Origin of the sequence: Pseudoalteromonas sp. MT33b, assembly GCF_014117385.1 — a bacterium.
GTDB lineage: Bacteria > Pseudomonadota > Gammaproteobacteria > Enterobacterales > Alteromonadaceae > Pseudoalteromonas > Pseudoalteromonas lipolytica.
Genome location: NZ_CP059831.1, coordinates 1,120,581 through 1,134,437 on the forward strand (window position 1 = coordinate 1,120,581; position 13,857 = coordinate 1,134,437).

Consider the following 13,857-nt stretch of genomic DNA (forward strand, 5'->3'; position numbering starts at 1 on the left):
ATCTCGCTTACTTTTACATAGTATCGACTTAACAAGTTAAAGTGATTCTTATCGTGCTGATCAAGATTTAACGAAGAAGGTTATTATGGCTAAAGCAAGTAATTACACCTCCAAGCAACCCGATGAAAATGGGGTGATCCATTGGAGCGAAGACGAAAACAAAATATGGTCTGAGCTGGTTGCTCGCCAACTCGCTTGCATTGAAGGCAAAGCCTGCAATGAATACCTTGAGGGTTTAAAAAAAATAAACCTTCCTTCAGATCGTATTCCCCAATTAAGTGAATTAAACGAAGTACTGGAAAAAACCACTGGATGGCAAGTTGCGCCTGTGCCTGCGTTAATTGATTTTGACGAGTTTTTCCGTTTGTTAGCTAATAAGCAATTCCCCGTGGCCACGTTTATTCGCACCCGTGAAGAGTTTGACTATTTACAAGAGCCAGATATTTTCCACGAAATTTTTGGTCACTGTGCAATGTTAACAAACCCTGCATTTGCTGAGTTTACGCATAAATACGGTCAATTAGGGTATGCAGCAGAGAAAAAAGATCGCGTGTATCTGGCACGTTTATATTGGTTTACTGTTGAGTTTGGTTTAATGCAAACAGACCAAGGCTTGCGTATTTATGGTGGCGGTATTTTATCAAGCCCAGGTGAAACGCAATACGTGTACTCTGATAAACCAGAAATCAATGCAATGAATGTACTGGATGTGCTTCGCACACCGTACCGTATTGATATAATGCAGCCTGTGTACTACACCATTAATTCGATTAATGACTTATTTGATATCTCACAAATGGATATCATGTCATTGGTGAGTAAAGCAAAAGAATTAGGGCTTCATGAGCCAAAGTTTCCACCTAAAGAAAAATTAGCAAGTTAAGGATTTATAATGTCTTCATTAAGCACACAAAAGTGTGAAGCGTGTCGTGCTGATGCGCCGAAAGTATCTGATGCTGAGTTAGCAGAATTAATTAAAATGATCCCTGATTGGGTACCAGAAGTGCGCGACGGCATTATGCAATTAGAGCGTGTGTATAAGTTTAAAAACTTTAAACAAGCACTTGAATTTACAAATAAAGTAGGTGATATGGCTGAAGAAGAAGGCCATCACCCAGGTTTACTTACAGAGTGGGGCAAAGTGACTGTTACGTGGTGGAGCCACTCAATTAAAGGCTTACATAAAAACGATTTTATTTGTGCTGCAAAAACTGACGATGTCTTTGCTGCATTATAAAACGCAATAAGTTCTGCCCAGAAGGCGTGACCCAAGGTCGCGCCTTTTTATTTTTGTTAAAAGGAAAAAGCCTATATAGTGTATTTGCGTTATGAAACAACACGGTAGAAAACAATGAAGAATAAAAGCCTAATCATAGCCTCATTACTTATTTTATTGCCGCTTATCGACAGCCTTTTTGTACCTCCTGTATTTGGCATTCAATGGCATAGCCCAAAAATGATGTATCAAATAGGCGTTGCGTTACTCATTATTAAGCTGTTTATGGTCATAACGGGCATTTATTTATTACTCAAAAATAACAGGTGTGACACAGGCAGAGCAGCGCTAGAGACTCAACCAACCGCTAGACGACATCTTTTATTATTCATTGTCGCAGGGCTTCAACTTGTGGTTATGGTGAGTCTGTGTTTTTGGTACCTTGTTGCAGGGACACAGGCAAAGTATTTTAAGCAGCAACAGCATATTAGTGTATTTACAGCTGACTATGGCGTTTTTACAGATGTTTACCATCATATTTCATATATTTGCTATGACCGTTATGGTTTTTATCGCCAGATCCCGGTTGCTTCATTACCGTGGGCAGGTGAATTTAGTTTTAAAGTTCATCAAGATAGTTTACAGATCTATCAAAAAAGTAATGTCGATGAGCAAACTAAACAGATTTCCTTAGAGGGGTTTAATTGTTTATAAAACTGGAATAATTAGGACGATTTTTACTTACATATCAGATATTTCTTAAATTCCCCCCTATTTCCCCTCATAACATATCATTCTCACTGTTGTTTCCTATACTTAATGAGATTTTTAGTAAGGAAGCCATCACGCATAGGGTACTGCAATTAAACAGAGAGAACATTATGTTTACGAAGTTCAGGTTAAATACACAGCTGTATCTTGCATTTGGCGCAATGATTGTTCTGCTAGGGGTAGTCAGTATAGTTGCCTTGTTAGCTCTTAACTCAGGCTATGATAATTTTGTTGATTATCGCGTAAATGCACGCGATAGCAATATCACGGGACGAGTCCAATCAAACGTATTAACTTTACGCTTAAATGCACTCAAATATTTGAAAGATCAAGAACCTCAAGCCATTTCCGATTTTAACGAGCGTCATAATTTACTCAGTGAATTAATCACTCAGAGCAAAAAACAGTTTACTGATGCCGAGAAAGTAAAAGCAATGACAGTAATAGAAAAAGGAGCAAGTAATTATAAGAATGGTTTTGAAGACATCGTTAAGTTAGTAGAAAAACGCAATGATGTAGTCGAAAATAAGCTCGATGGAAACGGGCCGTTTATGCGTGAGGCCTTAACAGAAATTATGCTGCTGAGTAAAAACAAAGAAAACAGCGCAGCATTATTTTTAAGTGCACAATTGCAAGAGTCGTTATTACTTGGGCGATTGTATGCTGCAAAGTTTTTAGTCAGCAACTCACTGGCCGATTTTGACAGAACAATGAAAGAATTTAAGGGCGTTCAAGCTAAAACTCAGCAATTGTCAGCGGGCCTTTTTGATGCAAAAGAGCAGGCATTATTGTCTGATTTCAAAACCAGAACGAATGACTATATTACAGGGCTTGAGCAAGTAAAGTCCTTGATTACAGAGCGTAATAATATAATTAGCGGGACACTTGATAAAGTAGGCCCGCAAATAGCTGAGGAAATTGAACGTATTAAACTCGCCAGCCAAAACCGCCAAGATGAAATAGGTCCCATGATACAAGCCAGCAGTGAAAATGCGATTACCACCATTTTAGTCTTTGCCATCATAATTATTACTGTGGGCATTTTCTTAAGTATCTTTATCTCGCGTTTAATAAAAGCGCCTATTGGCGGGGAGCCGAGCGAAATAGCGACCATTGTGCAATCGATAGCTGAAGGTGATTTAACATATCGTTTTAGTCAGCATGGAAATGAAACAGGAATTTACTTAGCGATGCGCGAAATGGTGTCAAAGCTTAACGAAATGCTGACTCAGATCAGTGAATCTACCACGCAAGTTTCGCGCACATCACAAGATTTAACAACGATAACGGCGAGTTCTAAAACAGGTGCAGAGCATCAATCTGACCAATTAACACAAACAGCCACTGCAATGCATGAAATGTCAGCAACCATTAATGAGATTACGCAAAGTGCACAAATGGCTGCTGATGCAGCAACAAAAGCCGATAATGAAGTACTGACGGGCACGCAAGTAGTTTCACAAACGCATCACGCAATGGACGAGTTGGTTGAGACCATGATGAACGTGAGCAAAACGATTGAAAACTTAGAAGCAGAAACTGAGTCAGTGGGCTCCATTTTAGATGTGATAAGAGGTATTGCTGACCAAACTAACTTATTAGCTTTAAATGCGGCCATCGAAGCTGCTAGAGCTGGAGAGCAAGGACGCGGTTTTGCAGTAGTTGCAGATGAAGTGCGCTCTTTAGCAAGTCGGACACAACAAAGTACTGAAGAAATTCAAGTGATGATTTCTAATTTACAGAATGAAGCGAAGCGCTCAGTCGATTCGATGAAAATGAATATGCAAAATGTGGAGCAAACCGCAGAGAAAACTGAGCAAACCGGTGAAGTCCTCGAGCAAATTTCACAATCGGTAGGCACAATTAAAGATATGAATGTACAAATTGCCAGTGCGTCTGAAGAGCAAAATGTCGTGAGTATGCAAATAAGTGAAAGTGTTCAACATGTTAACGAAAAAGCACATGAAACGATGGATGGTGCAGAGCGCGCAGCAGCGATTGCTGATGGCTTAGCGCAAACAGCGCTTGAGCTAGACCAAATTGTGAAGCAATTTAAAGTCAGTTAAAAACCTAGGAGTATAAAGCCAGTGACACTGGCTTTATACTTTACTCATTTTTCATTCGGGCTTTATTTGTACATCAACCTTTTGGCCTGTTTGCAATTGTTCAGCCCCCCTTATTGCCACTTTATCGCCCGCACTAAGAGACGCAGGAGTGAGGGGACTCACCTCAACAAGCTGACCCTTGCCACTGCCAACGATAACGGGAATTTGTGTTGCTGTACTGGCGTTATCAATCTTTACGATATGCGTGCCATTTTTACGTAAAATGAGGGCATCTCGGTTCACTAATAACACATCGCCTTTACTTGTTAATGGAACAGTAACATCGACAAGTTGACCTATCGCCCATACTTGCTCTTGAGATACGTGCAATGCGGCACGTACTTCGACTGTTTGTGAACGCGGATCTGTAGATGGGATCACTGCTGTAATTTTAGCGGTTGTTGTTTCAGGTGCTGATAAATCGCCTGCTTTGACCGGCAGTGCAATGTCTTTATGTAAAAACTTAAGGTATTTAACAGGGACATATAAACGCACTTCTAAATGAGTGATATCGAGTAAGGTGACTAATTCATCGGCGCGGTTTATTTCACGTCCAGCACGTTTATAGCGCTCGCTGATAACACCTGAAAAGGGTGCGCTGATGGTCGCACGGGATAGTTTATCGTCGATCACCTTTAACTCTACCTCAGCAAGGGCAATATCAGACAAAGCGAGGTCGTGTTTATTTTGCATTCCATCAACTTGGCTTGCCGCTGCACTGCTCGCTTTTGCGAGTTTTTGTAAACGGGCTAACTCTTGCTCGTATAAACGCAGGTTTATTTTTGCACGGTTGAGCATTTCTTGCTGACGGGCTTTTTCAAGTTCCAGTGGTAAAGTGTCCATGCGCACTAGCGTATCACCTTGGTTGACTAAAGTGCCGGGCTCTACCACATAGAGTAAACGTCCACTAATTCCTGCGGTAAGCGTGACATCGTCTTTACCGTATAAAGTGCCACTTACTTCAATTTCACTGGTTAGCTGTGCTTTACTCACTGTATCGACCGTGACAGGAACGACCGCGAAAGCATGAAAGGCGAAGGCACATAATACCGCGGTTACAATACGTATATTTTTTATCATCGTTTTATCACTCATTGATTCGATACCAAGCTTAAAGGCGTTTTTTCGGGTTGTTGATTATTGTTTATTGGTGGTAATTGCCTGCCAAGCTGCAATAAACTCGGCATTAAAATAAGCGTAAATAGCGCGCTAATAGCCATGCCGCCTACAATGACGGTCGCAAGACCGCGATAAATCTCTGAGCCAACACCGGGCATTAACATCAGCGGTAACATGCCAAATAAACTCGTTAAGGTACTTAAATAAACGGGGCGTGCTCTAAGTAGCACTGCTTGGCGAACTGCAGCCTCTCGGTTAAGCCCTGCAGACATCGCAACACGCGTTTGGTCGACCAATAAAATCGCATTATTGACCACTAATCCCAGCAAAATGATAAAGCCAATCATGGTCAATAAATCGAGTGATTGGAAAGTGAATAAATTCAGCACAAACAAGGCCAGTACCCCGCCAGCTATCGCCAGCGGCATAACTAGCAGTACCAAGACACTGTCTTTTGCAGATTTAAATAATGCTGTCATCAGCAGGAATAAAATAAACAAGGCTAGTAAAAAGTTGAGAGTCATCTCTTGCATAGCTGAATTCATTTTTTGTGCGTTGCCAGCCAAAATCGCGCCAGCACTTTCGGGTAAGCTGGCACGTACTTTTGGCATAACGTGTTCGGCTAAAATAGTTTGTGCTTGTTGCAAACTCATATCGGCAGGTGGTGTGACGACAATACTCACTGTGCGACGTCCGTTAACACGGCGTAATTGTGTAGGGCCAACAGTGCGCTTAATTTGGGCAAGCTCGCCCAGAGTTTGAATGCCCGAGAGCGGTGTAACAATGGGCAAGGCTTTTAGTTCTTCAGGGGTTTGCCATGGAGTGCCTCGCAAAATTACATTCATGCGCTCGTTGCCGTCAAAGTATTCGTTAACAAATAAGCCGCCTGTATAAGCCTGTACCGCTTGTGAAACGTCACGGCGAGTTAGCCCTGCTTGAGTAATACGGCGGTCGTTAGGTGTAAGCCTGAGCTCTGGTTCGGCCATATCTAAACGCGGTTGTGGTCTTGCTGTGGCATTTGGCATTGCTTCTGTGACTGCTTGCAAGGCGACATTAGCACCTGAAATCAGGTCATCCATGTTCGGACCGGTTAGATCAATATTGATATCTCGGCCATCTCCCCCATTCGCGACTTGGATCATAGAACCTCGAAAGAAGAATACCTGCGTGTCGGGTAAGTCGATGAAAATTTCTTCTCGAGCAACTTTCATCAATTCTTCAACGCGTTGTGGATCAGCCGAATAAATAAATCCGCCAGCGTTGGAACCAAATGCATAAAAGTTAAAGTCTTTTATTCCTGGCTCTTTCTCGCCTGTGTAGTAAGGCATTAAGCGTTTTTTGATACGCATTAATAACTCTTCTTCCATAAATTGCACATTGCCACCCGGTGGGGTATTCAAGTTAAAGAAAAAGCCATCAGTTGGCGCTCTGGGCATAAAGTCAGTTTTTGGCAGCATAGTCATGGTGGTAATTAATGAGCCACCTAATAACGAGGCAATCCAGAGCAGTTGCTTAGTGCGGGTGTTAGTGAGTGCCATGATAAAGTTAGTTAGTTTTTGCCAATAAGCACGATAAGGATCGGGTTTTAGTTCAGTGTCAGGCCAAACATGGTTCGCTAATGGAATGAGTGTAATGGCACAGACCATTGAGGCAATGACCGCAATAGAGAGGGTGAGTGCTAGGTCTGAAAACAGCTGACCTTCAATGCCTGCCATAAAGAGAATAGGGAGAAAAATAGCAACGCTGGTGGTGGTTGACGCAAATAAGGCACCGGTGACTTGCGCTGCTCCTTTTAATGCCGCTTTTTTAGTATCAAAGCCTTCGCTTCTGAGTCGGGCTATATTTTCTTGGACTATGATAGCAGCATCTAAAACTAAGCCGACAGCAAAGGCTAGGCCGGCAAGGGAAATAACATTTAAGCTGCGTTCAAAAATATTAAGGGCTAAAAACGCCACCATCAACGACACCGGGATTGTAGCGGCAATCACAAACGTGGCTTTTAACCCGCGGAAAAACAACCATAAGATCAAGCATGATAAAAGTACACCTAATCCTAAGTTACTTTTCACTAATGATAAGGCGTTACGAATATGCACTGAGGCATCAAAGCTTAACTCAATCGATAAGCCATTTTCAGCAAGAGGGCCTTCGTTTAGCTCTTTAATCGCTAAATTTATGTCATCAAGAAGTGCGACAGTATTGGCTTCGTTGGCGCGCGAAATTCGAATGTAATACGCCGGTTTACCATTTCGGCCACTCATGCCTAAACGGTCAGAAAAAGTGCGTTCTACGCGTGCAATATCGCCAAGGTAAATTGGCCTGTCGCCAGAATAACCAACGCGCATTTGTGCCATGCTCGACAAATCATACTGACCCGTAAAGCGCACGGTATATTGACGGCGTCCGACATTAGCAAGGCCTCCTGAGGTATCGCGTGAACTGGCTAATACGTTACTTATTTGGTCAAGGCTTACGCCAAGGGCAGCGGCTTTGTGAGGATCAAAGGTGATGCGCAACTCTTTTGGTCGTTCACTGGCTAAATCAACGCGGGCAACACCGGGAATACGGGCTAAACGTGGCTCAACAAATTCGTCGATTTGTTTTTGAAACTGTGCCATATCAAGATCTAAGCTATCGGCGTTGTAGTGCGTCGGAGTCACTAATAAAGTGGCAGCGGCTTCGCCATTATTGCCGCCTGCAAATACCACAGGGTCGAATGCATCTAAGGGCAGTGGCGGTGCTTGGTTTAGACTTGTGAGTACATCGAGCATGGCTTGCTGCATATTTTGCCCGACTGCAAAAGTAAGGGTGATAGAGCCATTACCTCGGTTGATATTGGTATTCACCTCTAAAGCGCCAGGTGTGTTTTTTACTGCGTTTTCGAGCGGCTCAATAATCACGGATTCTATTTCTTCTGGTGCGGCTTGGCGCCAACCTGAAAAAATAGTGATTTGCGGTTGTTCAATATCGGGTGTAAGTTGAATTGGCAGCTTGAAAATACTCAACATGCCAAACAACATAATCAGTACTAAGATGACAATAACACTCGCTGGGTTCTTCAGTGAACTGCGCGTCAAATTCATTGTGTGTGTTCCAAAATCAATTTGTGTGCATTGTAATGCGACGTAAAAAAAGTGCCAGTAAGTTTAATGGAATGTATGTCAAAGTAGACGCTGGGTTGCTGTAAATACGCGATAAAGTGTGTTTTTGAAATAAGATGTAACAATTTAATAAAGTTGATGAAAATTAACAGGTATAAAAAAAGCGCTATTCCTCATTAAGGAAAGCGCTTTTTAGTCATAACAGACTGTGTAAAATCACTGATTACTCATCAATCGAGCGAAGTAGTGCATTAATGCCTACTTTTTCGCGCGTTTGTTGATCTACTTTTTTTACGATGATGGCAGCGTATAGGCTGTGCGAACCATCTTTAGAAGGCAGTGAACCCGGAACAACAACGGCACCCGCTGGTACACGGCCGTAGTGAACCTCGCCGGTTTCACGGTCATAAATGCGCGTACTTTGGCTGATGTATACACCCATTGAAATAACGGCGCCTTCTTCAACAACAACGCCTTCAACAATTTCAGAGCGTGCGCCAATAAAGCAGTTATCTTCGATAATGGTTGGGTTTGCTTGAAGTGGCTCAAGTACACCACCAATGCCTACGCCCCCTGATAAATGAACGTTTTTACCAATTTGTGCGCACGAGCCAACGGTTGCCCAAGTATCGACCATGGTGCCCTCGTCAACGTAAGCACCAATGTTGACGTAAGAAGGCATAAGCACCACGTTTTTACCAACAAAGCTGCCTTTGCGCGCCACAGCGTTAGGGACTACGCGCATGCCGCCTTGTTGGAATTGCTCTGGCGTATAGTCGCTAAATTTTAGTGGTACTTTATCGTAGAATTGATTAACACCATCGTTCATTGGTTGGTTATCACGAATACGGAATGACAGCAGTACTGCTTTTTTCAACCATTGATGAACAACCCACTCACCACTGATTTTTTCAGCAACACGAGCCGCGCCGCTATCAAGCAGTTCAAGCGCATCAATAATGGCCTGTTTTACTTCGCTTGATACTGTGCTTGGGCTGATACTATCGCGGTTTTCCCAGGCGTTTTCGATCATGGTTTTTAAATCTGACATAAGATCCTCTTATTCGGTTTCTGCGTTGAGTTTTTTACGCAATGCTTGATGAATTTTTGCTTGTTCTTCGTCTGTTAATGCTTGGTATTCATTATTCGATACCACGAAGAAATCTTCTGCGCGTTCGCCCACTGTGGTGATCCGTGCAGCATGAATATGCAGTAAATGTGCTTGGAATACTTCGGCTATTTTGGTGAGTAAGCCCGGAATATCCACTGCTTGAATTTCAATTAGACTGCGGTCTTTTCGTGCATGCGGTCTAAGCACAATTTTTGGTTTAATATTAAAGTCTTTAAAGCGCTGCGAACGATTCTTTTTAAAGCGAATTTTCTTTTTAGGATCATTAATAGCGAGATCCAATGCACGCTTAATCGACTGTGCACGACCACTGGCAATAGGGTCGCCATTCACTTCTAAAATAACAAAGCTAAACAGCACATAACCGTCTTTGGTCGTTAACACTTGCGCATGTTGGATCTGTGCTTTTTTAGAGCCTATAACACTCACAAGGCGTGCAAATAAGCCACCAGAATAGGGGCTGTAAGCAAATACCTGCGTGCCACCATGCATTGCTGTGTCAGACACCATGACACTGGGTTGGCTTAAGTCTGCACTGTTTAACAGGTGCTCTGTGTGCCATGAAATCTGCTGCTCGCTAAAAGCGGTAAAATAATTAGCTTTAAAGCGACTCCAAATTAAATCAATCTGATCCTCGTTACAGCCAAGATTAAGCAAGCGCTGTTTTGCTTGGCGCTTTTTGTCTCGAATTTGATCTCGTTGGTCCATTGGATTTTCAAGTCCCAAGCGCAGTGCGCGCTGGGTGTGTAAATACAGCTCTCGCAGTAGGGTGTTTTTCCAATCATTCCACAAGTTATCATTTGTAGCACGGATATCAGCCAGTGTTAAACAATATAAATAATCGAGCTGGCGTTCATTTTTCACCTTGCTGGCAAAATCTTTAATTACATCAGGGTCGTTAATGTCTTTGCGTTGCGCGGTGACCGACATAAGTAAGTGATTGCCAACCAACCACGCAATAAGTTTACCATCTGATGCAGGAAAACGGTGCAGTTTGGCAAACGCTAAGGCATCGACCGAGCCAAGCTCTGAGTGATCGCCACCACGTCCTTTGGCAATATCGTGAAAAATACCGGCTAAATATAACAGTTCAGGTTTATCCATGCGGGTGACGATTTCACTGCACAGAGGAAATTCACTGACTCGAGACTTATCAAAATATTTGTAAATATTATTAATAAGCTTGTGCGTGTGCTCATCCACAGTGTAGGCGTGGAATAAGTCAAATTGCATTTGTCCGAATATATTTCGCCACTGCGGTAAGTAAGCCGCAATAATGCCGTGTTTGTGCATGAGCGTGAATGCTCGGCCCATGCCATTAGGGTGTTTAATTAACCGTAAGAATGCTTCACGACACGCCGCGTAATCTTGTAAATCACCTAATAAACGGCGACGTACTTGGCGCATTGTACGAATCGTGCTTGGGTAAATATGCGTAATTTCGGGGTTGTCGGCAATGTGCTCAAACAACACAAAGAGTTGGTCGCGACGGAAAAATACAGAAGGGTTTTTAACCCGAATCTGATGACCAATACGCTCAAAGTTCCGGTCAAGCTCTACAACGGGTAACTCGCCTGCACCTGGCAAAATGCTTTGCTCAAAGTAAGACAGCAACATTTGGTTAAGCTCTCGTACACGGCTCATAATGCGAAATAAACGTTTCATCATGCGCTCGACCGACGCTTTACCGTCGCTACCAAAACCTAAAATTTCGGCAGCATGAGGCTGGTGATCAAACAATAAACGGTTTTCAGAACGTCCCGCAGCGATGTGCAAGGCAAAGCGGATATTCCACAGGTTTTCTAAACACTCTGAGAGTTCTTGGTATTCTTCATGAGTGAGGTAACCATGATTAATGAGTTCTTGTAATGTTTCAGCCCTAAAGTGCTTTTTTGCGACCCAAATAATGGTTTGTAAATCGCGCAAGCCACCTGGGTTTTCTTTAATGTTAGGCTCAAGATTATAGGCGGTTCCATGGCATTTTTTATGGCGTAATTGTTGTTCTTGTACTTTTGCCAAAAAGAATTCATCAGAGCGCCAAATTGGCGTGTCGATTAAGTGCATTTTGAGTTTTTCAAACTCAATGTGATTGCCAAATATTAAACGGCTTTCGAGTAAGCTGGTGGCAAAAGTAACGTCTTCACGTTTTTGCTCCAGTGCTTGTTCAATAGTGCGAACACTGTGACCAATTTCGAGATTGAGGTCCCATAGCATCGTCACGAACTGGCCAATTTTTTCGCATACAGCGTCACTTGGTTGTTCACTAACCAGCAGCATAAAGTCAATATCGGAGTAGGGGTGTAGCTCGCCACGCCCATAACCACCGACAGCAATAAGTGCTAAATCACTTTCGTGGGCAAGGTCAAAGTCGTGAAACAGTTTAATCAATAAGCGGTCAATAAACTCAGCGCGGGCATTGATTAAGTTGCTGACGGGTTGTTTAGAAAATTCGTTCTGTAGCCACTTATAAAAATAACCAGAACAGTCGCGATAATCGCTAAGTTGCTCAGCTTGGCTGAGCAACTTTTTTACTTTGTTGGGTAATGCCACAGGGGCTGGCTCCTAGTGTTCGATGATCCTGTCGATAGTATCATCTGATCGGAGCGTTAAAATTTCAACACCATTTTCAGTCACTAACAGTGTGTGTTCCCACTGAGCAGACAATGAACGGTCTTTTGTAACGACAGTCCAGTTATCTTTTAATAACTTACATTGGCGTTTTCCTGCGTTCACCATTGGCTCAATTGTTAAACACATTCCTGCTTTTAACACCTCGCCTGTACCTGGTTTACCGTAGTGCATTACTTGAGGTTCTTCGTGGAACTCAGCGCCGATACCATGACCACAATATTCACGTACAATCGAATAATTAAAGCTTTCTGCGTACTTTTGAATCGCGGCACCAATGTCACCTAAGCGAACACCTGGTTTTACCATTTTTATGGCAAGGTAAAGGCTTTCTTGGGTTATATCAGCAAGGCGTTTGCCTTGAATGTTGGGTGTGCCTACATGGAACATCTTTGAGGTATCACCATGAAAGCCATCTTTAATTACGGTTACATCGATATTAACGCTGTCACCTTCTTTGAGAGGTTTGTCGTTAGGAATACCGTGACAAATAACATGATTCACTGAGGTGCAGATTGATTTAGGGAAACCGTGATAGTTTAGCGGCGCTGGAATCGCGTCTTGCACATTAACGATGTAATCGTGGCAAATTGTATTCAATTCATCTGTGGTTACACCAGGCACCACATGCGGTTCTATCATTTCGAGTACCTCAGCGGCTAAGCGCCCGGCAACACGCATTTTTTCGATTTCTTCAGGGGTCTTGATCACAGCACTCATTGAGGCTCCAAAGTTGTTTTTCAGGTCATTTTTCAGTGCACAATTTTTGCACTGAATGTTGAGTTTTCAATTTTAATATGGTATAAAGCGCGCCGTCTTTTTACAAATAAATTCTTTACTGATTTTTTGTATTTAAGACAAACACAATTTTATTTTAACACACACACGTATCGTCACATACACTTGGGTGCACATAAGTTACAAATTAACTTAGGTGTTGGTGCTATGGGATATGTGGAGGCCTAACCCTAAACTATTAGAGGAATTTACAAATGGCAAACGTTTCAATGCGCGATATGCTTCAAGCTGGTGTTCACTTTGGTCACCAAGCACGTTACTGGAATCCTAAGATGAAGCCTTTCATCTTCGGCGCTCGTAACCGTGTACATATCATCAACCTAGAGCAAACTGTACCAATGTTCAACGAAGCACTTAAGTTCTTATCGAACGCAGCTTCTAACAAAGGTAAAGTACTTTTCGTTGGTACTAAGCGCGCAGCAAGCGAAGCAGTTAAAGAAGCAGCTCTTCAAAGCGATCAGTTCTACGTAAACCACCGTTGGTTAGGTGGTATGTTGACTAACTGGAAAACAGTTCGCCAATCAATCAAGCGTCTTAAAGACCTTGAAGCACAAAGCCAAGACGGTACTTTCGAGAAATTAACTAAGAAAGAAGCGTTAATGCTTACTCGTGAAATGGAAAAGCTTGAAAAGAGCCTTGGTGGTATCAAAGATATGGGCGGTCTTCCTGACGCACTTTTCGTTATCGATGCAGACCACGAGCACATCGCTATCCGTGAAGCTAACAACCTAGGTATTCCAGTTGTTGCTATCGTTGATACTAACTCTAACCCAGACGGTGTTGATTACATCGTACCTGGTAACGACGATGCGATCCGTGCTATCAACCTTTACACAAGTGCTGTTGCAGCTGCGATCACTGAAGGTCGTGAGAACAACATCGTTGCTCAAGCTGAGAAAGACGACTTCGTAGAAGCTGAATAATTAGCTGTCATCAAGTCTTCATCTTACTTAAGGTGAAGACTTGTTATTCTTGTAAAGCGGCCTATAC

Annotated in this window: 10 protein-coding genes; 5 read left to right on the plus strand and 5 right to left on the minus strand. The window is 42.7% G+C overall.

Annotated features, from left to right (window positions below; translation table 11 throughout):
* Positions 1 to 85 precede the first annotated feature (85 nt).
* The 4 genes from phhA (at position 86) to H3302_RS05230 (ending at position 4,053) form a co-directional block, all read left to right on the plus strand.
* A complete protein-coding gene (gene phhA / locus H3302_RS05215; protein ID WP_036969774.1) occupies positions 86 to 883 on the plus strand; it encodes a phenylalanine 4-monooxygenase in 798 nt (265 codons plus the stop codon).
* Between the two features lie 9 nt (positions 884 to 892).
* The gene (locus H3302_RS05220) at positions 893 to 1,237 is read left to right on the plus strand and encodes a 4a-hydroxytetrahydrobiopterin dehydratase (RefSeq protein WP_036969771.1); all 345 of its coding nucleotides are present in this window, start codon (positions 893 to 895) and stop codon (positions 1,235 to 1,237) included.
* Positions 1,238 to 1,351: 114 nt separating this feature from the next.
* Positions 1,352 to 1,930, plus strand: coding sequence for a hypothetical protein (locus H3302_RS05225; protein ID WP_182396220.1), 579 nt, complete (start codon positions 1,352 to 1,354; stop codon positions 1,928 to 1,930).
* Positions 1,931 to 2,097: 167 nt separating this feature from the next.
* Positions 2,098 to 4,053 (plus strand): methyl-accepting chemotaxis protein, encoded by a 1,956-nt coding sequence (locus tag H3302_RS05230; protein WP_182396221.1) that lies wholly within the window; start codon positions 2,098 to 2,100, stop codon positions 4,051 to 4,053.
* A 51-nt stretch (positions 4,054 to 4,104) separates the two neighbouring features.
* Here H3302_RS05230 and H3302_RS05235 read toward each other — a convergent pair whose 3' ends face one another.
* The 5 genes from H3302_RS05235 to map all read right to left on the minus strand — a co-directional run bounded on the left by H3302_RS05235 (position 4,105) and on the right by map (position 12,789).
* Positions 4,105 to 5,187 carry an efflux RND transporter periplasmic adaptor subunit gene (locus tag H3302_RS05235; protein WP_259369882.1) on the minus strand — a complete coding sequence of 361 codons (1,083 nt, stop codon included), beginning with the start codon at positions 5,185 to 5,187 and terminating at the stop codon, positions 4,105 to 4,107.
* A complete protein-coding gene (locus tag H3302_RS05240; protein ID WP_182396222.1) occupies positions 5,184 to 8,294 on the minus strand; it encodes an efflux RND transporter permease subunit in 3,111 nt (1,036 codons plus the stop codon). Before H3302_RS05240 ends, H3302_RS05235 begins: the two co-directional genes overlap by 4 nt.
* Before the next feature lie 241 nt (positions 8,295 to 8,535).
* On the minus strand, positions 8,536 to 9,363 hold the full coding sequence (dapD, locus tag H3302_RS05245; protein ID WP_036969760.1) for a 2,3,4,5-tetrahydropyridine-2,6-dicarboxylate N-succinyltransferase: 828 nt from the start codon (positions 9,361 to 9,363) through the stop codon (positions 8,536 to 8,538).
* A 9-nt stretch (positions 9,364 to 9,372) separates the two neighbouring features.
* Entirely contained in the window at positions 9,373 to 11,991 is a 2,619-nt protein-coding gene (gene glnD, locus H3302_RS05250) for a [protein-PII] uridylyltransferase (RefSeq protein WP_036969758.1), read from the minus strand.
* Between the two features lie 12 nt (positions 11,992 to 12,003).
* Positions 12,004 to 12,789 carry a type I methionyl aminopeptidase gene (gene map / locus H3302_RS05255; RefSeq protein WP_036969755.1) on the minus strand — a complete coding sequence of 262 codons (786 nt, stop codon included), beginning with the start codon at positions 12,787 to 12,789 and terminating at the stop codon, positions 12,004 to 12,006.
* A gap of 272 nt (positions 12,790 to 13,061) precedes the next feature.
* Between map and rpsB the strand changes: the two genes are divergently transcribed.
* On the plus strand, positions 13,062 to 13,790 hold the full coding sequence (gene rpsB, locus H3302_RS05260) for a 30S ribosomal protein S2 (RefSeq protein ID WP_036969753.1): 729 nt from the start codon (positions 13,062 to 13,064) through the stop codon (positions 13,788 to 13,790).
* Positions 13,791 to 13,857: the final 67 nt, after the last annotated feature.

Excerpts from the sequence above, each read along its gene's own strand:
- phhA (WP_036969774.1), top strand. The coding sequence starts at position 86 with ATGGCTAAAGCAAGTAATTACACCTCCAAGCAACCCGATGAAAATGGG.
- H3302_RS05220 (WP_036969771.1), top strand. The coding sequence starts at position 893 with ATGTCTTCATTAAGCACACAAAAGTGTGAAGCGTGTCGTGCTGATGCG.
- H3302_RS05225 (WP_182396220.1), top strand. The coding sequence starts at position 1,352 with ATGAAGAATAAAAGCCTAATCATAGCCTCATTACTTATTTTATTGCCG.
- H3302_RS05230 (WP_182396221.1), top strand. The coding sequence starts at position 2,098 with ATGTTTACGAAGTTCAGGTTAAATACACAGCTGTATCTTGCATTTGGC.
- H3302_RS05235 (WP_259369882.1), bottom strand. The coding sequence starts at position 5,187 with ATGAGTGATAAAACGATGATAAAAAATATACGTATTGTAACCGCGGTA.
- H3302_RS05240 (WP_182396222.1), bottom strand. The coding sequence starts at position 8,294 with ATGAATTTGACGCGCAGTTCACTGAAGAACCCAGCGAGTGTTATTGTC.
- dapD (WP_036969760.1), bottom strand. The coding sequence starts at position 9,363 with ATGTCAGATTTAAAAACCATGATCGAAAACGCCTGGGAAAACCGCGAT.
- map (WP_036969755.1), bottom strand. The coding sequence starts at position 12,789 with ATGAGTGCTGTGATCAAGACCCCTGAAGAAATCGAAAAAATGCGTGTT.
- rpsB (WP_036969753.1), top strand. The coding sequence starts at position 13,062 with ATGGCAAACGTTTCAATGCGCGATATGCTTCAAGCTGGTGTTCACTTT.